Source organism: Neolewinella maritima (assembly GCF_923081025.1).
Lineage (GTDB): Bacteria > Bacteroidota > Bacteroidia > Chitinophagales > Saprospiraceae > Neolewinella > Neolewinella maritima.
In genome coordinates this window covers 485,629-512,284 of sequence record NZ_CAKLPZ010000003.1, presented here as the reverse complement: position 1 = coordinate 512,284, position 26,656 = coordinate 485,629, and the positions used below count along the sequence as shown (strand labels likewise).

Sequence of the window (26,656 nt, the reverse complement as noted above, 5' to 3'; positions counted from 1 at the left end):
GGGGGGTTAAACACAGATTACGCGGATTTATGCACGGATTAGGCACTGATTTTTTGGGTTGGTTGGCTAGGGGGCTCATTGTTACCGTATGGTTCGGGGGGTGGTTGGGCTGTAGTGCCGTGGGGCGGCAGGCCGCGGGTGAAAAAGGGGTGCCCACTAATATGGTGTTCATTCTGGCCGATGACTTCGGGATCATGGATGCGCAGGGGTATGCAGCCCACTTTACGGGTACGCCACTCGATAGTATGTTCTACGAAACGCCTAACCTGAATCGGCTGATGCGGGAGGGCACGTCGTTTTCGCAGGCCTATGCTACGCAGCTGTGCTCGCCTACGCGGGCGGGGCTGCTGTCGGGAAAGTTCGCGCCGCGGGTCGGATTCATGACCGCGATGCCGCTGCGGGAGACCTACTACAATCAGAACCTGCCCGTACCGGCGGGCTACTACGCCCACGACGTGCTGGACCACCACGATGACATCGCTATCGAGCAGGCCTGGGTCAATGCGACCTCCAATTCCGCCCTCGCCCCGGAGGTGGTCACCATCGCCGAAGCGATGCCCGACCACGACGCGGCCTTCATCGGTAAATGGCACATCGGGGGTTTCGGTGCCCGCGGACTACAGCCCCAGGACCAGGGCTTCACACCGCTAGCCTACTTCGACGGCGGCGGCTCCACCTACTACAATTGGCGCGCGGGCTGGAACCAGCAGAGCATCGCCCGCTTCCCCGAGATGCCGCAGGCGGAGTGGGCCATCGGCATGGCCGGCCCCGAAACCGGCGAGGCCTACCTTACGGACGACCTCACCGCCCAGGCGCTGGACTACCTTGACCGGCGGGCCGCTACGCCAGATGAGCCCTTCTTCCTGTACTTCTCCCACTTTGCCGTGCATTCGCCCTACCAGGGCAAGGAGGCAGAGGTAGCGCGCTACACTACCAAAAACACTAAGGGATGGAACGGCCACTTCGACCCCGTGTACGCCTCGATGATCGAAGGGCTGGACCGCTCCATCGGCCAGCTGATCACCAGGCTGGAGCAGAACGGACAGCTAGGCAGTACCCTCATCGTATTCATGTCCGACAACGGAGGCATCGACCACAAGCTCACGCCTAGGGGCGACGGCACCGACAACCGGCCCTTCCTGGGGGGTAAAGCCATGCTCACCGAGGGCGGTATCCGGGTACCGCTCGTAGTGTGGCAGCCCGGCAAAATCGGTGGCGGCAACTGGGTCGACACCCCCGTGGACTATACCGACATCTACCCCACCCTTCTCGACGCCACGGGCTATGATGCCCGGGCCGCTATCGCAGCGCAACGACTGGACGGGGAGAGTCTGCTCCCCCTACTGGGTACAGCCGCCGGCACCTACGACAAGGATACCCGCTACTGGCACTACCCCTTCAATGTGATCTACCGGAGTCCCTACGACACGCTGGCCCTCACGCCCCACTCCGCCATCCGGGTGGGCGACCATAAGCTGATCTTCGACTGGTACGGTAGGCTGCACCTGTACGACCTGGCTAGCGACCCCTCCGAGCTACGCGACCTGGCCGGCACGGAGCCCGCCCGACGGGATGCGCTGTTCGCTCAGCTCATGGACTGGCTGGACGAGCACGTCGATCGCCGCTACTGGCCCACGCTTAACCCCGACTATGCCGCCGAGAAGGAGGCCCGCCGGGTACCGTTCCGCAATCTCGTGGGTACCCAGTAGCTGCGCTAGTTTGCCGCCGCCGCTTCTTCTGCAAATAGCTCCAGCGGACTCTTGGTGTAATTATACATCCAGGTTTCCTCCGGCCGGATGCGCAGGAACTCCTCCGTACCGTAGAACCTATCCTGATACTTGGCCATCCAGTCGTAGGTGATTCGTTGCAGGCTATCCTTCACCCCCGCGTAGGTGGGGTTGTAGAAATGATTATTCAGCTGATGGGGATCCTGCTGCCGGTCGAAGAGTACGTTGACGAGTTCGATAGAGTCCTCGCCGCGGCCCATGGCGAAGGTGTAGTCGTGGGTCACCACGCCCCGCCAGTTCTGATTCTTTGCTACGCCGCGTTTGTAGAGCCAGGTGGGGATGTAGTCTACGGCGTCGGCATCGTCGGCGATCAGGGCCTGGGAGAGATCGCGCCCGTCGTAGTCCTGTTCGGTTTCGATATCCATCAGCCCCAGCACGGTGGGCATGATGTCCAGTGCACCGAGCAGCAGATCGGTGGACTGTCCGGCCGGCACCACCCCGGGATACTTAACGAGGAAGGGAATGTGGTTGGAGTAGTCGTGGGGGTACTGTTTGGGCAGGATGGCCCCGTGGCTTTCCAGCATATCGCCATGGTCGGCGCTGAAGACGGTCAGTGTATTATCGGTCATTCCCCGCTCGTCGAGCTTATCCATGAGCTGGCCGAAGGCGCGGTCTACCCCGCTCACCATGGCCATGTGTCCGTGGTACATCCGCAGCAGGTCGGGGGTAGGCTCGCTACCGGGTCGCACCCGCAGGGTATCGCGGTCGTAGAGGGCCATCAGCTCGTCCATCGAGTCGTAGCGGTAGTGCATCTTCCCGTCTTCCCCCTTGAATTTGCCCCAGTCGTGCGGCGGGTGCCAGCTGACGATCAGCGCAAAGGGCCGCTCCGTATCGACGGAGTCGAGGTAGGCCAGTGCCTGGTCAGTCTGCCCGTATACCTCCCACTGATCGAAGTATTCCTTCTCGTCGTTCTCGTTCCAGAAAAAAGCCTTTCCCGGGCGGAAGTCTACGTGGCAATTGTTGGTCAGCAGCGTTTCGAAGCCGTAGCGCAGTTCGCCCTTCGGCACGGGCCGGTCCCGGTCGCCGCCCAGCAGGTGCCACTTGCCGATGTAGGCGGTCTGGTAGCCGCGGTCCTGCAGCAGTTCACCGAGTAGTTCCGTCTTATTCGGCAGCAGCGGGGCATCGTTGATGAAGGCGCCGTTCTTCAGGGGGTGCATGCCGCTCAGGATCATCCCCCGGTAGGGCGTACACACCGGTTGGTTGCTGAAGGCGTGGGTAAAGCGAGTACCCTCACGGGCGAAGCGATCCAGGTTCGGGGTCAGGATCTGTTCGTTGCCCGAGCTTCCCAGCATATCGTAGGTATGCTGGTCAGACAGTACGATCAACAGATTGGGTAGCCGTTCATTTCCTGTGGTATCATCCGGCGTCTCATCAGTGCGCGGCGCGCAGGTGCAAAGGAATAGCGCGAGAAGCGGTAGACTTAGGTAGCGGTATAACATAGTGCTAAGCTAAAAAGGGGGCGGAGGAAAGTTCCTCCGCCCCGGGTTAAAATCGATCATATACATTTAATCGAGCGCCTAGTAACCGGGGTTCTGGGTCAGGTTCTCGTTGACCTCGATCTGATTCTGGGGTATTGGGAGTAGCTCGATGGATGGCGAATAGGTCGTCTTAAAGATGACGGCGTCCCGGTTATTCGCCAGCGACTCCTCGATATCCCCCCAGCGCTGTAGGTCGGGGTATTCCTGGTATTCGCCGGCCAGCTCCCACTTGCGCTCCTGCTTGATCACTTCCAGTAGTTCCGACTGATCGGTAGTGGTGATGTCCTCCAGTCCGGCCCGCTGCCGTACCTGATTGAGGTAGGTCAGTGCTTCGCTGCTGTTGCCGGCCCCGTTAAGGGCTTCGGCTAGCATAAGCAGCACATCGGCGTAGCGCATGAAGAGAATATCGTTGGTGTGCGCAAAGGCGGAAACGTCGTTAAATGGATCCTTCAGTTTACCGAAGCCGATGCCCTTATCTCCGTTGTAGCCACCAAAGGGCAGGGGGGGATTGAGTGTATCGTTGTAGGTCACGGCGCGTCCGTCGGCATCCGTATAGGAATACAGCAGGGTGACGTCACGGCGCACGTCGGCTGTATCGTAAGAATCATAGAAGTCTTCGGTGAAGCCGAATTGGTACTGTCCGTTCCGGTTGGCAAAGGGGGAGTTGGGCACGCCGGCGAAGAAGGTCAGTACGGTACCGGCACCGTTCTCCCGAATATTGGGCCGAATGAAGATCAACTCGGAGTTGAACTCATTATCGATGCTGAATACGTCGGCAAAATTCTCCTGTAGTTGGTAGGTACCCGAGTTAACCACTTCCTTGAGTTTATCGGCGGCCAGGTCATACTTATCCGTCTGCTCCAGTGGCTTGCCGGCCATATTCAGGTATACCTTCCCCAGAAATCCCTTGGCGGCTCCGGAGGTCGCCCGACCGCGGGAGGGATTGGGCCAACTGGCGGGTAGGCGGGATTCGGCGTACATCAGGTCATCGATGATCACAGCGTACACCTCTTCGATAGTTGCCCGCGGCTTCTTGACCGTTTCGTCGGAGAAGTCCGTGGTCGCCTCGAGTTGCAGCGGCACGCCTCCGAACCACTTGACGAGGTGGAAGTAGGCAAAGGCACGGAGAAAGCGCGCCTCGGCGATCTTCTCTTCCTCCAGGGCGGGGTCCAGTCCGGCTCTGCTGACGTTAGCCATCACCGAATTGGCCCGATTAATAAGGCGGTAAAAAGTGGGCCACCACACACCGTGAGCGTCCTGAGGCGCAAAGCCGAGGGAGGAGAGCCGCCCCTGGTTACCGTCGCCCTTGAGGCGCACGACTACGCTCTCACCCGGCCCCGAGGTGGCCAGAAAGAACCAGAGGTCGTTAACTCCACTATTCATGGCGGTATAGACACCCAGTAGGGCAGCGTCCACATCTGCTTCGTTCTGATAGATATTCTCGACGGCCAGCGACGAGAAGGGCACCTCCTCGAGCGACTCACAGGCGGTAAAGCCCAGGCCTAGCGCGGCTATAATTAAGTACTTATACATGATGATTCTTTTATTAGTGATCGAAACGGCGGGGGCGCGGGCTTAGAACTTGACGTTCGCGCCCACCGTATAGCCCCGCTGCCGGGGGTAGGTACCCAGATCCACACCGGGTGCCAGGGAATTACCCCCCAGCGAGCTCACCTCCGGGTCGAAGCCGGTGTAGTCGGTGATCGTCAGCAGGTTGGTGCCCGTGAGGAAGAACTGGATGCTCGACAAGTAATCGCCGCCGACCGGCAGGGTGTAGCGTAGGCTCACGTTCTTGAGCCGCACGTAGCTGCCATCCTCCACCATGAAGTTACCCGTAGGGGGCGAGGGGCTGTTGATCGAGGGGTAGCGGATATTATTGGTCGGATTCTGCGGGGTCCAGCGATTTTCGTACCAGTCTACGGTCTGATTTTTGTAGGCCTCGTTGTTCTGGAAGCCGGAGCTGACGGCCGTACCCAGGGTATTATAGATGTCATTGCCGATCGAGCCCTGAATGAAGATGTTCAGGCTGAGGTTTTTGTAGGAGAAGTCGTTGTTCCAGCCGAATAAGAAGTCTGGATTAGGATTACCGATGAAGGTGCGGTCGTCATTATTGATGATACCGTTGCCATCGAGATCCTCGAATTTCCAGTGGCCCAGTCCGGTATCGTTATTGCGGGTAGCAAAGGTGGGGTTGCCCTCGGCGTCGAAGTCCGTCTCCTGGATCAGTCCGATCGCGTTAAGGCCCCAGAATACTCCGTACTCCAGTCCCGGCCGGAAGATGTGGCCGTTACCGAACAGGTTCTGTCCCAGTCCGGGACCGAAGATCTCCTCATCGCCCCCCAGCTCGATCACCTCGGTCTTGTAGGTCGTGAAGTTGATTCCGGTGCTCCAGGTGAAGTTGCTGCCGGTCACGGGGTAGGCGTTGACGGCCAGTTCGACGCCGCGGTTCTCAATGCTTCCGAAGTTGACCAGCGCCCCGCCGAAGCCGGACTGACTGGGTATCTGGATCGACTGCAGCAGGTCCACCGTAGTCTTCTTGAAGTAGTCGAAGATGAACTCCAGGCGGTTGTCGAACAGCCCCAGGTCTACCCCGAAGTTGAGTTGCCGGGTGGTTTCCCAGCGCAGGTTAGGGTTAGCTACGCTGGCGGGGACGAAGGCCAGGGTCTCGATCCCCCCTACCCCGTAGGTCTCCGTACCGTACCGAGCCAGCGACTGGTAGGAGCCGATGGACTGGCTGCCCGTCTCACCGATCGAAAAGCGGAGCTTCAGATTATTGATGACGGGGTTGTCGCTCAGGAAACTCTCCTCGGAGACGCGCCAGCCGATGGCCGCGGAGGGGAAATAGCCCCACTTCTCGTTCTCCGCGAAGCGGCTCGAGCCGTCGGCCCGGATGGTGGCCGTAAGGAGGTAGCGGTCGGCAAACGAGTAGTTGGCCCGTAGGAAGCCGGATTGTAGTACGGCCAGGCTGCGACTGGAGCCCACGCTTACGTCTCCCGTACCGATGCCGATAGCATCACTGCCCAGGTTCTCGAAGTCGAAGTTGCTGGTACTGGAGTTGGAACTGAAGTTATTAAATTCACTGTACTCCAGTCCCGCTACCGCCTTGAGGTTGTGCTGACCCGTCAGAATGTTGTCGTAGGTGAAGTAGTTGCTGACGATGAAGTCGTAGCCCTGGCCGCGGCTGTTGCTGGCCTGCCCGTTGGCGTTGATGCCGACGCCTACGTCAGAGGGGGTATAAATATCCCGATTGTTGAGCGTGAAGTTACTTCCCCCATTGAAGGTGTAGGATAGCTTATCCGTAATCCGGAAGGTCAGCTCGGCGCTGGCCAGCAGGTCGGTCAGGTACTGCCGGTCGTCCTGCTTGGTGACTTCCAGGTAGGGATTATAGAACTGTATGCCCTCGCCGATCTCGCCGCTGTAGGTCAGGCTGGGTACGATGGGCTCGGAGGTCAGGGCATTGAAGATAGGTCCCGCGCTGGCCGGAAATCCCCGGGTGTTGGTGATGGCACGGTTGTTCTTGCTGTGGTTGGCGTTGAAGCTGATCTTGGTCGTCAGTCGGTTGTTGAGCGCGTCGATGTCCATATTGGCCCGCACGCTACCCCGGGTGAACTTGCTGCCGATCACGATACCCTCGTCGACCAGGTAGTTGCCGGATACGAAGAAGCGGACGTTCTCCTGTCCGCCCGAAAAGCTCAGGTTGCTCTCATTCCGGGTACCGGTCTGCAGAATCTCCTCCTGCCAGTTGAATCCCTGCCCGGCAAACTGCGCGGGATTGTCGAAGGGGATAGGAAAGCCGCGGTCCGCATTGGCCTCGTTGCGGAACTCAGCGTACTGCTGTCCGTTCAGCATCTCGTAGGTCTTGATCACCTCGCTGAAGGTGGTATTGTGGCTCAGGTTGATGACCGTCTTACCGGCCTGTCCCCGCTTGGTGGTCACCAGGATCACGCCGTTGGCCCCCCGGGAGCCGTAGATGGCCGTAGCCGAGGCGTCCTTGAGCACCTCGATGTTGGAGATCTCCTGGGGGTTGAAGTTGGGACTGCCACTAATGGGTATACCGTCCACTACGTAGAGCGGGCCGTTGTTGCCGGAGATCGAGTTGTTGCCCCGGATGCGGATCGTAGCCCCGGAGCCCGGCTCGCCGCTGGCCGAGACGACCTGCACGCCGGCCGCGCGGCCCTGCAGCAGCTGATCTACGTCGGTGAAGATGGCCTTTTCCAGTTCTTCATTGTCCACTGAGGCCACCGAGCCCGTGATGTCGGACCGCTTCTGCGAGCCGTAGCCGACTACGACTACCTGGTCCAGGGTAGTGGTGTTCTCGTCGAGCACCAGGTCGATCTTGGTGCGGTTGCCTACGACCTCCCGGCGGGTGGTGTAGCCCGTATAGGTGAATACCAGCACGGCGGAGGCATCGTCTACGGTGACCACGTAATTACCGTCGAAGTCGGTGACCGCGCCATTGGTGGTGCCTTCCTGAAGCACGGTGGCACCGATCAGTCCACTGCCGTCCGGCCCGGTAAGCGTGCCGCTTACTTCGATGCCCTGCGCCATTACTCCCGCACCGCCCAGTAAAAACAGAAGGAGGAGCAGAATTACCCCCGTTGAGGGTCGGCCGGTGAGTTTAGTCGTATACATATAGCAGTGAGTTTTCGCGATGATCAAGTTCAGAACATATCTAATCCTATGCCAATAGTAGCCGAATCTTGTGGCGATACTATCCTGTACCTTCCTGTTTTGTAATGAATTTTAAAAAGTATTTAAGTCGAAACTATACAGGATACTACAGGACGCCAAGCCTCCCCTTATGTCGTTTATTCCAGCTCCATTCGCCGTTTATCCCCCGTGGCGCTAGCCGTCATCAGCAGGGGATCTGATGCCACTTGCCCCCAATCTTCCACGACCAGCACAAACCTCCGCACCCGCGCCCCCGCACTACCCCACTCTTATGTACCGCCTGTTTTCCCTCTTACTCATCAGTCTGCTCACTGCCTGCACCACCCAGCGCGACGCGCCACCGCAGCGACCCAACATCGTGTTCTTCCTGGTCGACGATATGGGCTGGATGGATTCGAGTGTCTACGGCAGCCAGTACTACGACACGCCGAACATGGAGCGGCTGGCGCGGATGGGTATGACCTTCACCCGGGCCTACGCCGCCAATCCGCTCTGCTCGCCCACCCGCGCCAGCATCCTGACCGGCAAGCACCCCGGGCGCTTCGGCATGACCACGCCGGCCGGTCACCTGCCCCCCAACCCCGAGGAGGACCTGCGCCGCACCACCGGCGCGCCCTGGCAAAAGGTGGTGCAGCAGGGCATCCGCACCTTCCTGCCCCTGGAGGAATTCACCCTGGCCGAGGCCCTGCAACGCAACGGCTATCGCACTGCCCATATGGGTAAGTGGCACCTCGGGCAGCGGGGCTACTGGCCGGAGCAGCAGGGCTTCGACGTCAACGTGGGCGGTATGATGCATCCGGGGCCGCCGAGCTACTTCGCGCCCTACCGCATTGCCAATCTGCCGGAGGGCGGGCAGCACGAGTACATCACCGACCGGCTCACGATCGAGGCCACCAACTTCCTGGATACCATCGGGGAGCAACCCTTCTTCCTCAACCTCTGGCACTTCGGCGTACACGCCCCCTACCAGGCTCCGCTGGACCTGATCGCCAAGTACGAAGGTCGTACCGACCCCCGCGGCAAGCAGTCCAGCCCGATCATGGGCGGTATGATGGAAAAGGTAGACGAAAGTCTGGGCAGCGTACTCGATAAGCTCGAAGAGAAGGGCCTGCTGGACAACACGATTTTCGTCTTCTTCTCCGACAACGGCGGCAATATGTACGACGTGGTCAACGGCAGCTTTCCGACCAACAACTACCCCCTCTCCTACGGCAAGGGCAACATCTACGAGGGCGGCATCCGGGTACCCGCCATCGTGGCGTGGCCGGGCCGGGTAGCGGCCGGCGCCACCTCCGACGCCCTGATCCAGAGCATCGACTTCTACCCCACCCTGCTGGCGGCCACCGGCACGCCCGCCGAGCCCACGCAGCTGCTGGACGGCGTAGACCTGCTTCCCCACCTCACGCGGGGCACGGCCCTGAAGCGGGAAGCCATCTTTTCCCACTTTCCGCACTACGTCATCGCCACCAACAACCTACCCTCCACCGCCGTATGGTACGACCACTACAAGCTCGTCAAGGAGTACGGCGAGGGGCCCGACCGCACCCCCGCCCTGCGGCTCTACGACCTGGAGCGGGACATCTCCGAAACTACCGACCTGGCTGATCAACAACCCGCCCTGGTCACCAAACTAGCCGCGATGATCAAGCAGCACGTGGCCGAGATCGGCGGCCTGGTTCCCGTCATCAACCCTGCCTACGACCCGGCGGCGGAGAGTCCCATGGGCCGCACCAAGACCTTTCCCTCGGAGAAGTATCCAAATTACTAGGGCGGGGCCGCGGGTGCGGATATGGTGATAGAGGTACCCAGATAAATTCCCCAATTAGCGATATAAACCTCACGCATACCCATGCCAAACTACCTCCAATACTGCTCGCTGTGGCTGCTGACCGTCCTGCTCTGCACCTGCGTTCCCCGCCCGGATGAGGGGGCGAACGTAGACCGTACACAGCAGCGACCGAATGTACTCTTTATTGCCGTGGATGATCTGCGTCCGGAGCTGGGCGTATACGGTCGCGGGCATATCTATTCTCCGCACATCGACCGACTGGCGGCCCGGGGAATGGTATTTACCAATGCATACTGTAACGTACCGGTCTGCGGTGCCTCGCGGGCCAGTTTGATGACGGGGATCCGGCCGACGCGCGACCACTTTGTGAACTACAGCACACGTATTTCGGAAGACGCCCCGGGGGTAGCCACCCTGCACGGCCACTTCAGGGCTGCCGGCTACCGCACGCTGGGGATGGGCAAAGTGCTACACCACGCAAGCGACCGGGAGGAGGACTACAGCGAGCCCGTCTGGATGCCCGGCATCGGAGACGGTGCCGGACGGGACTACCATTCGGCCGCAGCCATCGCACTGGTCGAGGAGGATAATGGAGGCCGCGGGCCGGCCTTCGAACGCGGCGTACTAGGCGACAGCACCTACATGGACGGTAAGCTCGCTAACTACGCCATAGCCAAACTGGCGGAGGTCAGCGGTACGGAGGAGCCGTTCTTTATGGCCGTCGGCTTTAAAAAGCCCCACCTGCCGTTCAACGTGCCGGAAACGTACTGGGCGCGCTACGACTCCACCGCTATCGACTTACCCCCGACCTACTTCCGCGCCGAGGGCACCCCCGCTGAGCTGTTCCACAACAGCGGCGAACTCCGGAATTATGTCGGAGTGCCCAATGACCGGATCTTACCGGAAGATTACGCCCGCACGCTGATCCAGGGCTACTACGCCAGTGTGAGCTACGTAGATGCTCAGATCGGTCGGCTACTCCGAGCGCTGGAGCAGACGGGGGAGGCGGACCGCACCATCGTCGTGCTCTGGGGCGATCACGGCTGGAACCTGGGCGACCATACGATGTGGTGCAAACATACCGTGTTTAATTCGTCCATCCGGGTGCCGCTGATCATAAGTGCGCCGGGTATGGCGGCGGGAAGCACGTCGGCCATGGTGGAGTTTATCGACCTCTTCCCCACCCTGGCCGAGCTAGCCGGTCTGGAACTGCCCGCCCAACTAGACGGTCAAAGTCTCGTTCCCCTGCTCGAAGACCCAGACGCTAACTGGGACGATGCGGTGTACACGCGCTGGATCACCGGCGACAACATCACCACCGAACGCTATGCGTATACCGAGTGGCGCGACAGTAATGGTACGACCTACGCGCGGGCCCTCTTCGACCACCTCACGGACTCACTGGAAACCAATAACCTGGCCGAGCAGCCCGAATATGCCGACCGAGTAAGGGAGCTTTCCGAACGGCTGATGGCCGAAACGAAACGGACCGCAGCGCTGAAGTAAGAAGTCTGGGTAGTACTTATCTTAGTCCTACTACCTGCGTATGAAAAGTCTACTCCTTGCGATCGGTATACTATTCGGTCAGCTGGTTGCAGCACAGGCCGATCCTCCCCCCGTGCCCGCCATTGGCGTGGTGCAGCAACTGGAAAACGACAGCCTGCTGTATGCAGCCGGCTTCACGGTCCTGGTGGATGCTACGCCCCGGATACTCTCTCCCCGCCACCTCAGCGAGGAGGCATTTGAGGCGCAGCTGGCGACCATTGCCGGACTACGGGTGCCACTGTACGGCTGCAACCTGTTCATTCCTGCAGACCTGAAGGTCGTAGGACCGGAAGTGGACGAAGCCGCCGTCCTGGCCTACGTCGATACCGTACTGCGGCGGGCACAGCGGGCGGGACTGACGCTCATCACCTGGGGAAGCGGAGGATCGCGGCAAGTACCGGAAGGCTTCGCACAGGCCCGGGCAACGGAGCAGTTCGTGTACATGGCCCGCAAAGTGGCCGACGTAGCACAGACGTACGGCATCCTGCTGGTCCTGGAAAACTTGAATAGCGGGGAGTGCAACTTCATCACCACACTGGTAGAGGCGCTGGCGATCGTAAAGGCCGTGGATCATACCCACCTCCGGCTGTGCGTAGACATCTACCACATGCTCGTAGACGGAGAGCCTGCCAGCTCCATCGTCGGAACCGGCCCGTACGCCGTGTACTGCGAGCTTGCCGAGCGGGAAGACCGCGCCCCGCCCGGCACCCACGGGGATGATTTCACCCCCTACTTCGCGGCCCTCCGCGCGGAGGGGTACCGCGGCATGGTCGTCATCGAGTGCCGCTGGAACGATCTGTCCGAACAGGGGTCGGCCGCCTACGCGGAGGTATCCCGGCAGTTGGAGGCTGCGTACCGCTAGCTTGATGTGACCTAAGGGGTGAAGGTGAATACATGATCCCCCGGCCCGATCTCCTCCTCTTCCGCATCGGGTAGGTATACGGTGGCCGTTGTGTGCTCCGGAATGCTAACCCGTAAGGTCACCTGACCGTCCTCGAACTCCCAGGCGGAGCGGATCGTCCCGTGGATGCTTACGTAGCTACCGGCCATGCGTCCTACCCGCTCGCTTACTTCGGGCCGAATAGTGATGTGCTCGAATCCGGGAGCCGCCGGACTGATCCCTACCGCCTGGGCAAACAGCCACTGCCCCACCGCCCCGAAGGCGTAGTGGTTGAAGGAGTTCATGGTGGTATTCATCTCCCCGTTGAAGCCCTTATCGAGGGTGTAGCTGTTCCAGCGTTCCCAGATCGTAGTGGCTCCGTTGGCCAGCTGAAAGCCCCATCCGGGATAACGCGTAGATAGTACCATCGCGTAGGCCAGATCCGACCGCCCGATCTTGGACAGTGCCGGAAGTAGCTGTCGGATACCGAGGATACCGGCGGTCGGCAGAGTATCCGCAGCCAGTACCAGCTCTACGAGGTGCTCACCGGCCAGCGCCTCCAGGGAATCCGGCAGCAGGTCGAAGTAGATGGCCGTGGCATAGCCGGACTGCGTATGTCCCGTAAAGCCGCGCTCCCCCTCAAAGTACCCCGCCCCGTCGCCGTAGGCAGCCGTATCGATCTCAAACCTACCGTCTTCGCCCACGTAGTGATCGATGAAGCCGGTCATTGATTTAGCGAGTATATCCCGGTAATAGGCACCGCGGTCCGGTCGCAGCAGAGCATCGCTCATTTCCCCCATGATGCGCAGACTATGGGCGAAGTAGAGGGAGGCCAGAATGTCGTGGGCCAGGTGCTGGTCCGTCAGCGACAACCAATCGCCGAAGCCACCCTTCGGGCCGATCTCGGTCCAGGAATGCTCGGGGTAGAAGTAGCCAGTGGCCGCACTCTTTTCGATCTGGAAGGCCATGTACCGCTCCATGGAGGCGTAGTGGTCGTGCAGGATGGAGGTATCTCCATAAAATCGATAATCGTTATAGGGCACCATCACCCCGGCCTCCATCCAGCCCGGGGAGTACCAGACCAGGTCAGGGTACGGGCGGGGTGCGAAATTGGCGTAGGCCCCGAAGTCGTACTGGGCATCGCGCACGTCGGCCAGCCACTTGCCGTAGAACGCATGTAGGTCGGCGTTGTAGAGCGCCGAGCGGCTGAAAATCTGGGCATCGCCGAGCCAGCCAAGGCGCTCGTCGCGCTGCGGACTGTCGGTAGGTACCTCCAAAAAATTCGATCGCTGGGTCCAGAGGATATTTTTGTACAGCCGGTTCAGGAGCGTATCCCCGCTACGGAAGGTGCTGGTCATCGGGGTTGCGGCGCTGACGGCTATGCCGGTGATCAGGTCAGCGGTAGGCGGTGACTTGAGTCCCGCGACCTCTACGTAGCGGAAGCCGTGGTAGGTGAAGCGTGGTTCCCAGACCTCCTGCCCTCCGCCCGCGACGTAGGTATCGGTGGCCCGGGCAAAGCGAAGGTTCTCGGTCATCAGGCTGCCGTCGGCGTGCAGCATCTCACCGTGGCGCAGGATGAGGGTGTCCCCCCTGGCCCCATCGTAGGATAGCCGCACGTGACCGGCAAAGTTCTGCCCCAGGTCGAAGAGGTATTTTCCGTCGGGTAGCTCCGTGACTGAAACAGGAGTGATCTCTGCGTAGGACCGCACAAGGTTCCCAGGATAGGGAGTAGACTCGACTAGAGTATCCGACCGTAGCGTGACGGACTGCCAGCCGGCCAACTCCCGCCTAGCATCGTAGTATTCCCCCATCAGCAGATCGGCGTAGCGGAGCGGACCGGTGGTGGCCTGCCAACTGCTGTCAGTGACGATCGTCGTACGACGATCATCCGTCCCGGTCAGTTCCAGTTGAAGCAGCAGAGCGGGCTGCGAGCCGTACAGATTCCGGTTCAGGGGATTGGATAGGGATTTAGGGCCTACGTAGCCGGCATACCAGCCATCGGCCAGGGTAACCTCCAGGGTGTTCTCACCTCCGGTCAGCAGGCCGGTCACGTCGTAGCTTACGTAGTAGAGCCGCTGGTGGTAGTCCGTCCAGCCGGGTAGGAAGCGGTCTCCGGTGACCCTTGTTCCATTGATCCGTACGTCGGCCAGACCCAGGGCGCTAAAGTGCACGGTGGCTACGCTCGGGGCTTCAGCTATGGTAAATACTTTCCGAAAATAGGCGGGTGGGGGCAGGATCAGGGTGTCGACCGTGTTGCTGTCTACCGTAGGAAAGGCGATCCATTCCGCCTGCCATTCCCTGAGGGCTGCGGGCAAAATGGCGGGGGCATCCGTAGGTTCTTCTTTATCACACGACCCTAGGATAGCTAATAGCAGTATCGCTGCTGCCATGTGGAAAAGCATAGCGATTATCCGGGGCACAGTCTGCATACTGCTTGATTTACTGGATGCTGCCTACGGTAAATTGGTAGCTGCCCGATCCTACCCTGACCAGGTGCCGTCCGTCCGCATAGTCGGTGTCGATGACTTCCTCTCCATCCAAGATCTGTGCGTCCTCCGTGCCGGGCAGGTAGATCGCCGCGGTGGTGTTTACGGGTATGGTGACGTCCACGTGCAGGCCCCCGTCGCGGTACGCCCAGGCGGAGCGGATCGTACCGTTGATACTCTCGTAGCTGCCCGCCATACGGTCCATCTCCCGACTCACGGCTGGTCTGATGATGATATTCCGGTAGCCCGGTCCGTCGGTATCGATACCCAGGCCATGCTGGAACATCCATTCAGCTACGGAGCCGAAGGCGTAGTGGCTGAAGGAGTTCATGGCGGCGTTGACCTCGGCGTTGCTCTCATCGTCCTTGGTGTAGCTGTTCCAGCGCTCCCAGATCGAGGTGCTTCCGTTGGCGACTGAGTAGCCCCAGCTGGGGTAGTCCGTCTGCTGAAACAGCCGGTAGGCCAGGTCGTCGTAGCCGTAGTCGGAGAGCACCAGCATCACGTGCTTCGTACCCAGGAAGCCGGTGGTGAACTTATCACCGTTGGCTTCGATCAGCTCGGCCAGGCGGGCGGCCCCGGCGGCGGCTAATTTTTCGGGGTATAGATCGAAGTAGAGGGCCAGGGCATAGGTGGTCTGTAGGTCCTCGGTGGTGCGGCCGTCGGGCTGAATGTACTCGCGGGCAAAGGCGACCTTAATGCTGTCGAACAACGCAGCGTAGTGGCCGGCCTCCTCCAGCTTTCCCAGGGCGGTGGCCATTTCGGTCATCAGGGCTGCGTCGTAGCCGTAGTAGGCGGCTCCGATGAAGCCATCGCTCGTTTTCTCCCCGACGTTGAGCCAGTCGCCCCAGTTATTGCCGCCACCGGGGCGCAGGTAATCATCGCCGGCTGCGTCGGCCTGAAACTCCATGAAGCGGGTCATGCCCGCCCAGGCATAGTCCACGATGCGGGTGTCGTTGTAGACCCTATACGCGGTGTACGGCAGGATCACGCCGGCATCCATCCAGGCCGGTGCGTACTGATCGGGACGGGAGTACGGAAAGGGGGCGAAGTTGGGGTAGGCCCCGTACCAACGCTGGGCATCGTCGAGGTCGATGATGTACTTGGTGAAAAAAGCGGCTACGTCCGCATTGTAGGTAGCCGAGCGGGCGTAGATCTGGGCGTCGCCGGTCCAGCCCAGCCGCTCGTCGCGCTGCGGGCAGTCGGTGGGTACCTCGAAGAAGTTGCTCGCCTGGGTGGTCAGGATGTTGCGGTACAGCTGCTCGTTCATGGGGTTGGCCGCGTCGAAGGTGCTGGCCTCCATATCGATCGAGCTCATGGCGATGCCGGTGATGGCCTCGGCGGTGGGGGCGGCGTCCAGCCCCGTCACCTCTACGTACTGGAAGCCGTGGTAGGTGAATTTCGGTCGCCAGACTTCGGTACCCTGTCCGCTGGCGATATAGGTGTCCGTGGCCCGGGCCCGGCGCAGGTTTTCGGTCATCACGGTGCCGTCTTCGCGCAGCAGTTCGCCAAATTTCAATTGCACCTGCGTGCCCGCCGCTGCCTGGATCGTTAGTTCGGCCACACCGGCTACGTTCTTGCCCAGGTCGAAGACGTAGACGCCCGGTTTTGGCTCGGTCACGACTACGGGGGTGAGGCGCTCCAGATCCTCCACGTAGGTACCCGGGTAGGCCTGGAGGCGACCTTCGGGATAGGTATATAGTTTGGCGGCGGCCCAGTCGCTGGCGTCGTAGCCAGCCCGATCCCAGCCGGTGCGTGCCAGTCGGGCGTCGTAGGTCTCGCCCATCAGGATGTCGGCCTCCAGGGTGGGTCCGGTGCTGCCCCGCCAGCTGTTGTCACTGGCGATGATCTCGGTGGTACCGTCCGTATACTCGATGTGGAGCTGCCCCATGAAACTGGGGTTGACGCCGTAGAACTCCCGCACCCGATCCAGCCGCACGAGCAGGGCGTAACCGATGTAGCCGGCGTACCAGCCATCGGCGATGGTGGCGCCGATCACGTTCTCGCCCTGCTGCAGCCGGTCGGTGACGTCAAAGGTCTGGTAGTACAGCCGCTTATTATAGTCCGTCCAGCCGGGCAGGAAGGATTGCTCGCCCACCTTCTCGCCGTTGAGCCGTAGCTCGTACAGGCCCAGGGCGGTGGTATAGGCCACGGCCCGCTGGATGGGCTTGCTGGCCGTGAAGGACTTACGCAGGTAGCGGGCCGGCGGCAGGTAGAGCTCGCCGTACTTATCGGTGGTGTCGTAGCCTACGGCGTGGGAGATGAACTTGCCCCGCCAGTCACTGAAGTGCAGCAGGCCGGTGCTGAAGGTCTGCCAGTCAGTCCAGGCGGAAGGCTGGTCGGCACCGTCCCACACCCGCACCCGCCAGCGGTAGGGGGTGGCCGACCGCAGGGCGGGGCCGGCGTAGGCGATTTGGTTCGTGGCGTTGGAAGCGACCTTACCGCTATCCCAGCCATTATCTACCTCGATGCGGTAGGCAGACTGTACCCGGTCGCGGCCCTCCCCCTCCAGCCGCCAGCTAAAGCGGGGCGCGGGCACGTCGATGCCGGTGGGATTGGTTTTATACTCCAGTCGCGGCTGCACGACGGACAGGGGTGCCTCGACAGTTGTTGGGGCGGGTGTGAAGGCAGCGAACGCCAGGTAGGATAATACGACAAGAAGGAAGCGGGGAAGTAGCATAGGACACGATCTGTGACCTTAAAGCTAATCTGCCGCGGGGCTAGCTGCATCCTGTGGTGTAGGGTGACCAAAGTAAACGGCCGTCTGGCCTCCGGCCCGGGGCTAGCCGTACTTAAACTTCACGGGCAGCTTAAATTCTACGCGGACCGGCTTGCCATCCTGTATGCCGGGCGTCCAGCTGACGCCATCGGCGTTCATGGCGCGGACCAGGCGGAGGACTTCCTCCCCCATCCCGTAGCCGGGGTTGCGCAGAATGGCGGGGCTGGAAAGCGTGCCGTCCGTCTCGACGATGAAGGACACCACAGCCATGCCCTCCGCTTTCTCATTGCGGGCTTCCGTGGGGTAGCGTAAGTTGGTGGAGATGTATTCCATCATGGCGCGGTCGGCGCAGACTTTCTGTTTCTTGGCCTTGTTGCAGTCGGCCCGAAACAGGGGCATTTGCTCCACCTCCGTGAAGACGGAATCGGTGGTTTCGGTCTGGCCGAAGACGGCGGCAGACAGTAGTAGAAGAAGGGATAGGTACAGGTATCGCATAGTTAAGTATGGTTAAAAGTGTAGCCACATGATGCGGCAGTTTTGGCTTTTGGTGTACCGAAATTATGATTTACTCCAGGTAAGTACAGGATGCTTAAACGAACATATCGATTGATCTTTAGCACGATCACGAAACAAACTCTCATGAAACACCTCTACCTACTGCTTTTCGCGCTCAGTACGTTTCTCTGCACCGGCGCCCGCGCACAGACCTTCGATCTGGAACTGGACGTGGCGAACGCCAAGCGGATGGACATCACCGAGGCACCCGCCGGCACCTACGCCATCACCACCACCGGCAGCGACCCCTGGGTAGCCGTGCAACCCTTCATGCCCGGACCGTACGATCCGGAACAGGTGTACGTCATCAGCTTCGACTACCTGGCGGCCGACGGACTCGACTTTCTGGAGATCTTCTACGGTGCGGTGAGCCCGGTACGCAGGGCCACCTTCACCGACCTGCCGGCTACGGACGGCAGCTACCGCACCTTCAAGGCCTTCATGAAGTACGAGGTGGCTAACTGGGACAGTCCCTTTCAGCAACTGCGGTTCGATTTTAGTAAAACGGCCGGGGCGGAGATCACGGTCCGCAACTTGCAACTGCGGGCCCCGGCACCGACCGAGGTGATCGAGCTGGCGCTCAACCCCGACGAGACCAACCCCAACGCCACCACCGTCACCCCCGACGGCAGCGGTGGCTACACCATCACCTCCAGCGGCGTCGACCCCTGGGTGGCCTCCCAGCCCTTCACGGACGCTTATGCCCCCAGCGAGGTTTATGTGCTCACCTTCGACTACCAGTCGGAGCAGGAGTTGGACGACTTCCGTGTCTTTTTCGGCGATCCCTGGACACCGGCGCGCATGTCGCTCTTCGGCCCCCTGCCCGCCAACCCCACCACGGGCCGCTTCACCGGGTTCATGCAGCAGGGAGATATCGACTGGCTTGCGGCCGCGGTGAGTAAACTGCGCTTCGACTTCGGCCGCCAGCCCGGCAAGTCGATCACCGTGAGCAACTTCGTCCTGCGCGAACCCACCAACGAGGAGCGCAAGCAGTTTACCCCGCCCCAGGAGGTGGAGACCGTCGACATCGAACTCAACGTCAACCTGACCAGCAGCGGGCTCACCGCCACCAAACTCGCCGACGGCTCCTACCGGCTCGCAACCAGCGGCAACGACCCCTGGATCCGCAGTGAGACCGTCACGGACATCTACGACATCGACTCTACCTACATCCTGAGTCTGGAGTACAAAACCGAGCAGGCCTACAACGTACTCGAGCTGTTCTACGGTCCGCCCATCAACGCCGGTCAGCTGCTGGCCGCCGGGGAACTACCAGCCACCACGGGCTGGACGACCCTCACCGTCAACCCCCGCCTGATCGTAGACAACTTTCAGGATAAGGCCTGGACCGACTTCCGCTTCGACTTCGGCAAGAATGAGGAAGAGACCAAAGAGATTTTCGTACGCAACATCCAACTCCGCAAGCCGACCGCCCAGGAGGTGATCGACGAGCAGACCAGCGATAAATTCGTGAGTCGAATCATCAATCAGGACTTCGTAGCCTACCTCAACTCCACCTTTGCCAGCAGTGTGGATGCGGTCAAGGTCGATACCACCGGCGTCACCGTGACGGGTACCGTCAGCGGAAGTGGGGAATACTTCCTCGCCGAGATCCTCCCCCAGGAATACGGCTTCAATCAAGACACCTTCTCCACTGTGCTGCCGCTGAACGTCACCGACGGGGCATTCACCACGCGAGTAGACCGCTTTGATCCCCGCGCCGATCGCGACTACGACCGGCTCTACAGCCGCTGGGCCGTCGTCACGGCTACCGGACCGGACACCTACGCCCTGGCCTCCTTCACCAGCTGGCCCACCGATATCGCCTACATCGCCCGCAATAACCTGCCCGAAGACAAGGCCGAGACCATCAAGGGCCTCGACGGACTGGGTGAGCGCACGATCAGTAACTTCGACGACCTGGTCGACCTCGACATCAAGAGCATGAAGATCAATCTGCTGCTCAACGGGGTCTACAGCCTCAACCCTTCCGCCCTCACCCACGAGTTCAACGGCAAGAGCTACAACATCAACCAGGCCTTCGTGGAGCGGCTCGACGCCAGCATCAAGCGGTGTACCGACAGCAACATCAAGACCGCACTCGTACTGCTCGTGCCCCTCAACATCGGCAACGAGGAGCTGCGGCGGCGCTTCGTTTACCCCGACGCCATCGATGCGGGTAGCTCCAGCCCCTACAGCATGGCCAACGTAGCCACCGCCGAGGGCGTGGAAACCTACACGGCCATGATCGACTTCCTCTCGCAGCGCTACAGCCGGCCCGACAAGCTGTACGGGCGGATGGACCAGTGGATCATCCACAACGAAGTCGATGCCCACACTAACTGGACCTACGCCGGCCAGAAACCCTACCAGCTGTACACCGAGATCTACGACCGCTCGATGCGCATGGTGCACTACACCATCCGCAAGCACAATCCGACGGCCAAGGTCTTCGCCAGCTTCACCAAGCACTGGAACAGCGTAGCGGGCAGCAGCGCCAACTTTAAGTCGCGCGACATCCTCGATGTGCTCACCCGCCTGACCACCCGCGAGGGCGACTACGAGTGGAACATCGGCTGGCACTCCTACCCTACCAACCTGTTCAACCCCAAGGTGTGGGAAGACTCCCCGGCCAAGACGCCCCTCAACCTCAACGCCGCGGAGATCACGCCCCGCAACCTGGAAATGATCGACGCCTACGTGCGGCAGGAAAACGTGCTGTACAACGGCAAGAAGGTGCGCACCATCCTACTGAGCGAGAACGGCTTCAGCTCCAATGGCGAACGCAACCCGAATGCGAATGAGACCACCCAGGCTGCGGCCCTGGCCTACTTCTGGAAAAAAGCCAGCGGTCGCCTGCCCTCCATCGAGAATATCCAGCTGCACCGCTGGGTCGACAACCCCAATGAGGCCGGCCTCGAGTTCGGTCTTTGGACGGTACTGCCCGGCACCTTCGATGGCTTCAACGAAAAGAAGGAAGGCTGGTACGTCTGGAACGCCGCCGGTACCAATGAGGAAGACGCCGTACTCGACCCCTATAAATCGACCATCGGCATCAGCGACTGGTCCGAGATCCAGTACCAGGTACCCACCGAAACCACGCCCCACCGGGTGGTCATGAACATCGTCAACTGCGACGCCAGCCTCGACGACGTACTCGTGAGCTTCAATGGGGAACAAAAGTTCCCACAATCGGCTGGCTTCGTCGACTTCTACAACGTGGCCTCCAACGTACCGCAGCCCTACCTCATCACCAAGGGCGGCACGGTGCTGGCCAGCGATACCCTGTTCGTCGACAACGACCTGGAGCTCGTGATCGACCTGCAGTCCGTAGATAGCCTCGCAGCTACCACCGTCTCCCCCACCACCATCGCAGTGACCTACACGGGCGGGGCCGCCGGTGCGGAGTACGTGATCGAACGCCGTACCACCGACGGGGCCTTCACCGAAGTGGGACGCACCACCGAGACCGCCTACGCGGACGCTACCGTCACGCCGGGCCAGGACTATACCTACCGCGTAGCGATCGCATTCGATGCAAGTACGCTATCCTGCTACTCCGACGAAGTGGACGTGACCGCGCCCGCCCTGGTGGTGGACTACCGCAACGGCGACCTCGGTAAGCCCGGCAACCAGAAGATTACCCCGATCCTGCGGTTGCGCAACGTGTCCGAGCAGCCGGTAGTCCTGACCGGACTGACGGCCCGCTACTGGTTCACCACCGAGAACACCCTGCCGCTGAAGTTTCATGTGGACGAGGAGATCCCCTTCGCTGCCGGCATTACAGGAACCTTCGTGGCCGTGACGCCCGCCCTGGACGGAGCGGACTACTACCTGGAGATCCGCTTCGCGACGGATTACGTCATTCCTGCCAATGGGAGTACCGGAGACATGCGCTTTAAGATCTCGGCCAATGAGAACAACCGCTTCGACGAGACGAACGACTACAGCTACGCTGACGTGGCCAGCTACGTGCAGACGGACCGGGTAACGCTGTACCGCGACGGTACGCTGGTTTCGGGCGAGGAGCCCGGTCCGATCACTACTTCGGGTGGTGAACTACCGACCACGGCATCCGTCCGGACTACCGCAGCAGCACCTTCCGTCGCCGGCCTTCTTTATCCCAACCCCGCCAGCACCTTTACCGATCTACAGTGGTCAGCACCGATCACCTCGGTCAAGCGACTGCAATTGATCGACGCACGCGGCGCGCGGGTACCCCTGCGGACGGAGATCCGTGCGGACCGGCTCCGGCTACGCTTCGCCGGGCTGCCCCGGGGGCTGTACCTGCTGAGCGCTCAGGTAAACGGGGAGCTGATCACGCGCCGCCTCCTGATCGGCGGACGCTGATCTTTCGTTGTCAATACACTACCGGGACGGCCTGCTGGATCGCCAGCAGGTAGTCTTCGGCGGTCGTCGGATGCTGGCGGCGCATCGCGCGTTGCTGCCGGTAGCGCAGGTAGGGCCGGCACCAGAGTAGTAGGGGGCCTGACTCGAGTTCGGGCTTCACCTCGCTGGTGGTCTGTGATGGAATGGTGGCCGCAGGCGGTTGCTCTTCCGGCACGAAAAGGGGGTAGTGCCCCAGTTTGAGTTCGTCCTCGCTCACCGGCGGGTAGCTGCTCCGCTCCTGGGCGGTGGCGAGAAGGGGTAGTCCAAGTAGTGCTAGGAAAATTAGGTAGTGCATAGTGGTCTGGCGTAAGGAGTGTATCCTAATCTAGCGTCCTGATCCGACCACAGCGCAGGCTACTTTCCCAACGGGTAGCTGGGGTTTCCGACGGGCGGCATTCCGGAGAATATGTAGGGCTACACCCGTACAGTACAGGATACTTCTACCGCTTGGCCTGGCTACATTACTCGTCTAAAGTCGATCACATGTTCCGTTTTCTCGCCATCCTGGGTATCCTTTGCACCTGCGGCCCCGCCCTGGCCCAACTGCCGCCCGTATTCGATAGTACGGCGGCAGCTACCGCCCACCGCTCGCCGATGGTGAAGACCTACCTGACGCCCACCCGGATCGTGTGGCTGTCGGATACCACGGGCACCTACGTGCAGAATCCGGAGCTGCTGCTCGTACCCAGCAACGGACAGGTGGCCGTCAACGATCCCAAGTTGCTGCGGCTGAAGAGCGACTCCACCCACCGGGCGGGCGTGCTGCTGGATTTCGGTAAGGAGATCCACGGCGGACTCAAGCTCAGCATGGGCATCAAGCCGGACAAGGCGCCGGTGAAGGTGCGGGTGCGCTTTGGGGAATCGGCGATGGAGGCGATGTCATCCGTCGGCGGGGAGAAGAACGCGACCAATGAGCACAGCCTGCGCGACTTCGTCATCGAAGTGCCCTGGCTGGGTAGCATCGAAGTGGGTGAGACCGGCTACCGCTTCGTGCGCCTGGATCTGGTGGACGAAGGAGTGGATATGCCGCTCTACGCCGTGCAGGCCGCCTTCGTGTACCGCGATCTCGACTACCTGGGCAGCTTCGAGAGCAGCGATGAGCGGCTCGACGAGATCTGGATGACGGGCGCCTATACCGTGCACCTCAATATGCAGGACTATCTGTGGGACGGCATCAAGCGCGACCGTCTGGTCTGGGTCGGCGACCTGCACCCCGAGGTGATGACCGTGAGCACGGTGTTCGGACAAAACGAGGTAGTGCCGCGCAGCCTCGACCTGGCGCGTGACCAGCACCCCCTGCCGCAGTGGATGAACACCATCAGCAGCTATTCGATGTGGTGGATCCTGATCCACCAGACCTGGTACAACCACTACGGCGACCTAGACTACTTGAAGGAGCAAGAGACCTACATGGTCGATCTGCTCGACCAGCTGGAGACCTTCATCGATGCAGACGGTAAGGAAACCCTGGATGGCGGCCGCTTTCTGGACTGGCCCACCAGTCCGATCCCCGAAGCGGTACACGCCGGCCTGCAGGCCATGATGGTGCTCACCTTCGAGGCCGGCAGTGAGCTGATGGCCGAGCTCGACCGGCCGGAACTGGTGACCAAGTACGCCGCCACCGCCGAACACCTGCGCACCCACGTACCCCAGGACAACGAAACCAAGCAGGCCGCCGCCATGATGGTGCTGGCTGATCTGGCCGACGCCGAGCAGATCAACACCGACATTCTAAAGCAAGACGGGGTACAGAATATGTCCACCTTCTACGGCTACTACATTCTCGAAGCCATGGCCAGGGCCGACGACCACGCCGGAGCGCTCGACGTGATCCGCAACTACTGGGGCGGCATGCTCGACCTGGGGGCCACCAGCTTCTGGGAGGACTTCGACATCAACGACAGCCGCAACGCCACGCCGATCACCGAGCTGGTGAGCGCCGGCAGTGACGACATTCACGGCGACTTCGGGGAGTTCTGCTACGTGGGTTACCGCCACAGTTTTGCCCACGGTTGGGCGAGCGGTCCTACCGCCTGGCTAAGCCAGTACGTACTCGGCATCACGCTGCACGACGGCGGTGATGCGGTCACCATCGACCCCCACCTGGGCGATCTGGCGTACGCCCGGGGCACCTTTCCGACCAAGCACGGCCTCGTCTCCGTCAGTCACGTACGGCAGGCCGACGGTACGGTAGCGACTGAGGTAGATGCTCCGAACGGGCTAACCGTAAACCGCTAGCCGACTATGCGCTACCTGCTTGTATACATTGTTCTTTCGGCAGGCGTCCTGCACGGCCAGTCGCCCACCACCTGGGCGGCCACCGATGCGCTGGGGCGCGAGCTGCCGCTGCACGAACTGACCGGTCCGCTACGGCCCGACCGCACGGTAGGTATTTTCTACTTCACCTGGCTGGGTGCCCATGGCTACGATGCCCACACGTCGCCGCTGCCCGACGAGGGGGTGATGCCGCTGTCCGATACGGCGGACTACCGAAGCCCCTACGACATCAGTACGATCCTATGGGAAAATCTAGACGACCCGCAGTACGGACCCGACCTGGCCTTCCACCACTGGGGCGAATCGGTGTTCGGCTACTACCTGTCGGATGACGACTGGGTCATCGCCAAGCACGCCCAGTTGCTCGGTGACGCCGGCGTGGACGTGATCGTACTCGACGTGACCAATGCCGTGCTCTACCTGCCCCAGGCCCGCCGCATCTGCACGGTGTTCGCGCGGCTGCAGGCCATCGGCTGGGACGTGCCCCAGCTCGCCTTTCTGACCAACAGCCGGCACGTCGAGACCACTGCGCGGCTGTACCAGGAGTTCTACGCCAAGCAGTACTACCCCGATCTCTGGTTCGAGTGGAAGGGTAAGCCACTGCTGATGGGCAATCCGGAGGGGCTGTCGGCAGAGATCCAGGACTTTTTCACCTTCCGCCGCAGCTGGGCCTGGACCGAGGGGCAGGAGTGGTTCGGCGACGGCCAGGACAAGTGGCCCTGGATCGATCACTACCCCCAAAACTATGGCTGGCACGACAGTCCCGACGTGCCCGAACAGATCGCGGTGGCCTCGGCCCAGCACCCGGTGTCTAACATCGGGCGCAGCTTTCACGACGGCCGCCAGCCCGCGCCCGACAGCATTGATTCCGGTGCCGGACTGTTCTTCGCCGAGCAGTGGCGGCGGGCGCTGGAGGTAGACCCCGAGTTCGTCTTTATCACCGGCTGGAACGAGTGGGTGGCCATGCGCTTCACCGACGGCAAGGCCAGGATGATCATGGGCCAGCCCGTAGCGAAGGGGGAGACCTACTTCGTCGACCAGTACAATGCGGAGTTCAGCCGCGACATCGAGCCCGTGCGCGGTGCCTTCGGCGACAACTACTACTACCAGATGGTGGACGGCATCCGGCGCTACAAGGGTACGGCCGCCCCCGTCCGTGATACTACCCACCATACCATCGTGCTGGACGGCGAGTTTGCCGATTGGGATGCGGTTCGCTCCGTGTACTACGACCACGCCGGCGACATCGCTCCGCGCAACCACCCCGGCTGGGGCAGTGCCGGTCCGTACACCAACCGCAGCGGCCGCCACGACCTGCTCGAAACCCGCGTGGCTGAGGACCGGGAGAACCTCTACGTATACCTCCGCTTCACACCCGCCGCCCCGCTGACCACCCTGCCCGACGACCTGCAGCTGCTGCTCGACACCGACCCCTCCACCACCCACGCACTGGGCTACGACTACCGCCTCCTTGCGGGCGCGGCCGCCGGTGTCATGCTCCTCCAACGCAGCCGCAGCGGCGACAGTGACTGGACCTGGGAGACCGTCGGCGAGGTACCGGTCCGCCTGTCGCCGTACGGGGAGCTGGAGCTGCGTCTTCCCCGCACGCAGCTTAGTCTAGGCGAGACACTGCAGTTCAAGTGGACCGATAAGGTAGGCTTGGATGGCGACGCCATGCGACTCTACAGCTACGGCGACACGGCCCCGAATGCCCGCTTTAAGTACGTCTATTACCCCACCCCCCGATGATCCGTAAAGCCTTCAAAATGCGGGTATTCCCGGAGCAGCTAGCGGAGTATACCCGCCGGCACCAGCCCATCTGGCCCGAGCTGCAGGAAGTGCTCAAAGCACACGGCGTGAGCAACTACTCCATCTTCCACGACGCGGAGACGCATGCCCTATTAGGCTACGCGGAGGTGGCCTCCGACGAGCAGTGGGCGGCCATTGCCGGTACCGACGTATGCCAGCGCTGGTGGCAGTACATGCGCGAGCTGATGGAAACCAATGCGGATGCAAGCCCCGTCAGCGTAGAGCTACGGGAAGTATTTCACCTGGCCTAACTAGTGAGACCATAACGTACAGC

At 61.3% G+C, this 26,656-nt stretch carries 15 protein-coding genes; 8 read left to right on the top strand and 7 right to left on the bottom strand.

Translation table 11 applies throughout. From position 1 onward, the window contains the following. The first annotated feature begins 29 nt into the window (after window positions 1-29). On the top strand, window positions 30-1,709 hold the full coding sequence (locus MJQ68_RS13805; protein WP_238751719.1) for a sulfatase-like hydrolase/transferase: 1,680 nt from the start codon (window positions 30-32) through the stop codon (window positions 1,707-1,709). A 5-nt stretch (window positions 1,710-1,714) separates the two neighbouring features. Here the strand turns inward: MJQ68_RS13805 and MJQ68_RS13800 are convergent, their stop codons facing one another. From MJQ68_RS13800 to MJQ68_RS13790, 3 genes are all read right to left on the bottom strand, one after another. Continuing rightward, window positions 1,715-3,226: a sulfatase family protein gene (locus tag MJQ68_RS13800; protein ID WP_238751718.1), complete on the bottom strand. Its 1,512-nt coding sequence runs from the start codon at window positions 3,224-3,226 to the stop codon at window positions 1,715-1,717. Window positions 3,227-3,304: 78 nt separating this feature from the next. Next, window positions 3,305-4,798, bottom strand: coding sequence for a RagB/SusD family nutrient uptake outer membrane protein (locus MJQ68_RS13795; RefSeq protein WP_238751717.1), 1,494 nt, complete (start codon window positions 4,796-4,798; stop codon window positions 3,305-3,307). A gap of 42 nt (window positions 4,799-4,840) precedes the next feature. Continuing rightward, window positions 4,841-7,897, bottom strand: a complete 3,057-nt coding sequence (locus tag MJQ68_RS13790; RefSeq protein WP_238751716.1) for a SusC/RagA family TonB-linked outer membrane protein — start codon at window positions 7,895-7,897, stop codon at window positions 4,841-4,843. A 310-nt stretch (window positions 7,898-8,207) separates the two neighbouring features. Here MJQ68_RS13790 and MJQ68_RS13785 point away from each other — a divergent pair, with 310 nt between their 5' ends. From MJQ68_RS13785 to MJQ68_RS13775, 3 genes are all read left to right on the top strand, one after another. Beyond that, on the top strand, window positions 8,208-9,704 hold the full coding sequence (locus tag MJQ68_RS13785) for a sulfatase (RefSeq protein WP_238751715.1): 1,497 nt from the start codon (window positions 8,208-8,210) through the stop codon (window positions 9,702-9,704). 81 nt (window positions 9,705-9,785) lie between these two features. Continuing rightward, a complete protein-coding gene (locus MJQ68_RS13780; protein ID WP_238751714.1) occupies window positions 9,786-11,231 on the top strand; it encodes a sulfatase in 1,446 nt (481 codons plus the stop codon). 40 nt (window positions 11,232-11,271) lie between these two features. Then, a complete protein-coding gene (locus MJQ68_RS13775; protein ID WP_238751713.1) occupies window positions 11,272-12,132 on the top strand; it encodes a sugar phosphate isomerase/epimerase family protein in 861 nt (286 codons plus the stop codon). An 11-nt stretch (window positions 12,133-12,143) separates the two neighbouring features. On the opposite strand, the gene MJQ68_RS13770 is transcribed toward MJQ68_RS13775, so the two are convergent. The 3 genes from MJQ68_RS13770 to MJQ68_RS13760 all read right to left on the bottom strand — a co-directional run bounded on the left by MJQ68_RS13770 (window position 12,144) and on the right by MJQ68_RS13760 (window position 17,847). Beyond that, the gene (locus tag MJQ68_RS13770; RefSeq protein ID WP_238751712.1) at window positions 12,144-14,540 is read right to left on the bottom strand and encodes an alpha-L-rhamnosidase; all 2,397 of its coding nucleotides are present in this window, start codon (window positions 14,538-14,540) and stop codon (window positions 12,144-12,146) included. A gap of 49 nt (window positions 14,541-14,589) precedes the next feature. Then, the gene (locus tag MJQ68_RS13765) at window positions 14,590-17,313 is read right to left on the bottom strand and encodes an alpha-L-rhamnosidase (RefSeq protein WP_238751711.1); all 2,724 of its coding nucleotides are present in this window, start codon (window positions 17,311-17,313) and stop codon (window positions 14,590-14,592) included. Between the two features lie 102 nt (window positions 17,314-17,415). Further along, on the bottom strand, window positions 17,416-17,847 hold the full coding sequence (locus MJQ68_RS13760) for an energy transducer TonB (protein ID WP_238751710.1): 432 nt from the start codon (window positions 17,845-17,847) through the stop codon (window positions 17,416-17,418). 144 nt (window positions 17,848-17,991) lie between these two features. Here MJQ68_RS13760 and MJQ68_RS13755 point away from each other — a divergent pair, with 144 nt between their 5' ends. Further along, the gene (locus tag MJQ68_RS13755; protein ID WP_238751709.1) at window positions 17,992-22,257 is read left to right on the top strand and encodes a DUF5722 domain-containing protein; all 4,266 of its coding nucleotides are present in this window, start codon (window positions 17,992-17,994) and stop codon (window positions 22,255-22,257) included. Window positions 22,258-22,267: 10 nt separating this feature from the next. On the opposite strand, the gene MJQ68_RS13750 is transcribed toward MJQ68_RS13755, so the two are convergent. After that, on the bottom strand, window positions 22,268-22,591 hold the full coding sequence (locus MJQ68_RS13750; protein WP_238751708.1) for a hypothetical protein: 324 nt from the start codon (window positions 22,589-22,591) through the stop codon (window positions 22,268-22,270). A gap of 188 nt (window positions 22,592-22,779) precedes the next feature. On the opposite strand from MJQ68_RS13750, the gene MJQ68_RS13745 reads away from it, so the two are divergent. From MJQ68_RS13745 to rhaM, 3 genes are read left to right on the top strand one after another with little or no spacing between them, the layout of a single operon-like run. After that, complete coding sequence (locus tag MJQ68_RS13745) at window positions 22,780-24,534, top strand: alpha-L-rhamnosidase-related protein (protein ID WP_238751707.1); 1,755 nt, start codon at window positions 22,780-22,782, stop codon at window positions 24,532-24,534. A 6-nt stretch (window positions 24,535-24,540) separates the two neighbouring features. Continuing rightward, window positions 24,541-26,322 (top strand): glycoside hydrolase family 71/99 protein, encoded by a 1,782-nt coding sequence (locus MJQ68_RS13740; protein WP_238751706.1) that lies wholly within the window; start codon window positions 24,541-24,543, stop codon window positions 26,320-26,322. Then, window positions 26,319-26,633, top strand: coding sequence for an L-rhamnose mutarotase (rhaM, locus tag MJQ68_RS13735; RefSeq protein ID WP_238751705.1), 315 nt, complete (start codon window positions 26,319-26,321; stop codon window positions 26,631-26,633). The genes MJQ68_RS13740 and rhaM overlap by 4 nt, the downstream gene beginning before the upstream one ends. Window positions 26,634-26,656: the final 23 nt, after the last annotated feature.

Bases quoted from the DNA above. Each gene is read 5' to 3' on its own strand.
- MJQ68_RS13805 (WP_238751719.1), top strand. From the start codon at position 30: ATGCACGGATTAGGCACTGATTTTTTGGGTTGGTTGGCTAGGGGGCTC.
- MJQ68_RS13800 (WP_238751718.1), bottom strand. From the start codon at position 3,226: ATGTTATACCGCTACCTAAGTCTACCGCTTCTCGCGCTATTCCTTTGC.
- MJQ68_RS13795 (WP_238751717.1), bottom strand. From the start codon at position 4,798: ATGTATAAGTACTTAATTATAGCCGCGCTAGGCCTGGGCTTTACCGCC.
- MJQ68_RS13790 (WP_238751716.1), bottom strand. From the start codon at position 7,897: ATGTATACGACTAAACTCACCGGCCGACCCTCAACGGGGGTAATTCTG.
- MJQ68_RS13785 (WP_238751715.1), top strand. From the start codon at position 8,208: ATGTACCGCCTGTTTTCCCTCTTACTCATCAGTCTGCTCACTGCCTGC.
- MJQ68_RS13780 (WP_238751714.1), top strand. From the start codon at position 9,786: ATGCCAAACTACCTCCAATACTGCTCGCTGTGGCTGCTGACCGTCCTG.
- MJQ68_RS13775 (WP_238751713.1), top strand. From the start codon at position 11,272: ATGAAAAGTCTACTCCTTGCGATCGGTATACTATTCGGTCAGCTGGTT.
- MJQ68_RS13770 (WP_238751712.1), bottom strand. From the start codon at position 14,540: ATGGCAGCAGCGATACTGCTATTAGCTATCCTAGGGTCGTGTGATAAA.
- MJQ68_RS13765 (WP_238751711.1), bottom strand. From the start codon at position 17,313: ATGCTACTTCCCCGCTTCCTTCTTGTCGTATTATCCTACCTGGCGTTC.
- MJQ68_RS13760 (WP_238751710.1), bottom strand. From the start codon at position 17,847: ATGCGATACCTGTACCTATCCCTTCTTCTACTACTGTCTGCCGCCGTC.
- MJQ68_RS13755 (WP_238751709.1), top strand. From the start codon at position 17,992: ATGAAACACCTCTACCTACTGCTTTTCGCGCTCAGTACGTTTCTCTGC.
- MJQ68_RS13750 (WP_238751708.1), bottom strand. From the start codon at position 22,591: ATGCACTACCTAATTTTCCTAGCACTACTTGGACTACCCCTTCTCGCC.
- MJQ68_RS13745 (WP_238751707.1), top strand. From the start codon at position 22,780: ATGTTCCGTTTTCTCGCCATCCTGGGTATCCTTTGCACCTGCGGCCCC.
- MJQ68_RS13740 (WP_238751706.1), top strand. From the start codon at position 24,541: ATGCGCTACCTGCTTGTATACATTGTTCTTTCGGCAGGCGTCCTGCAC.
- rhaM (WP_238751705.1), top strand. From the start codon at position 26,319: ATGATCCGTAAAGCCTTCAAAATGCGGGTATTCCCGGAGCAGCTAGCG.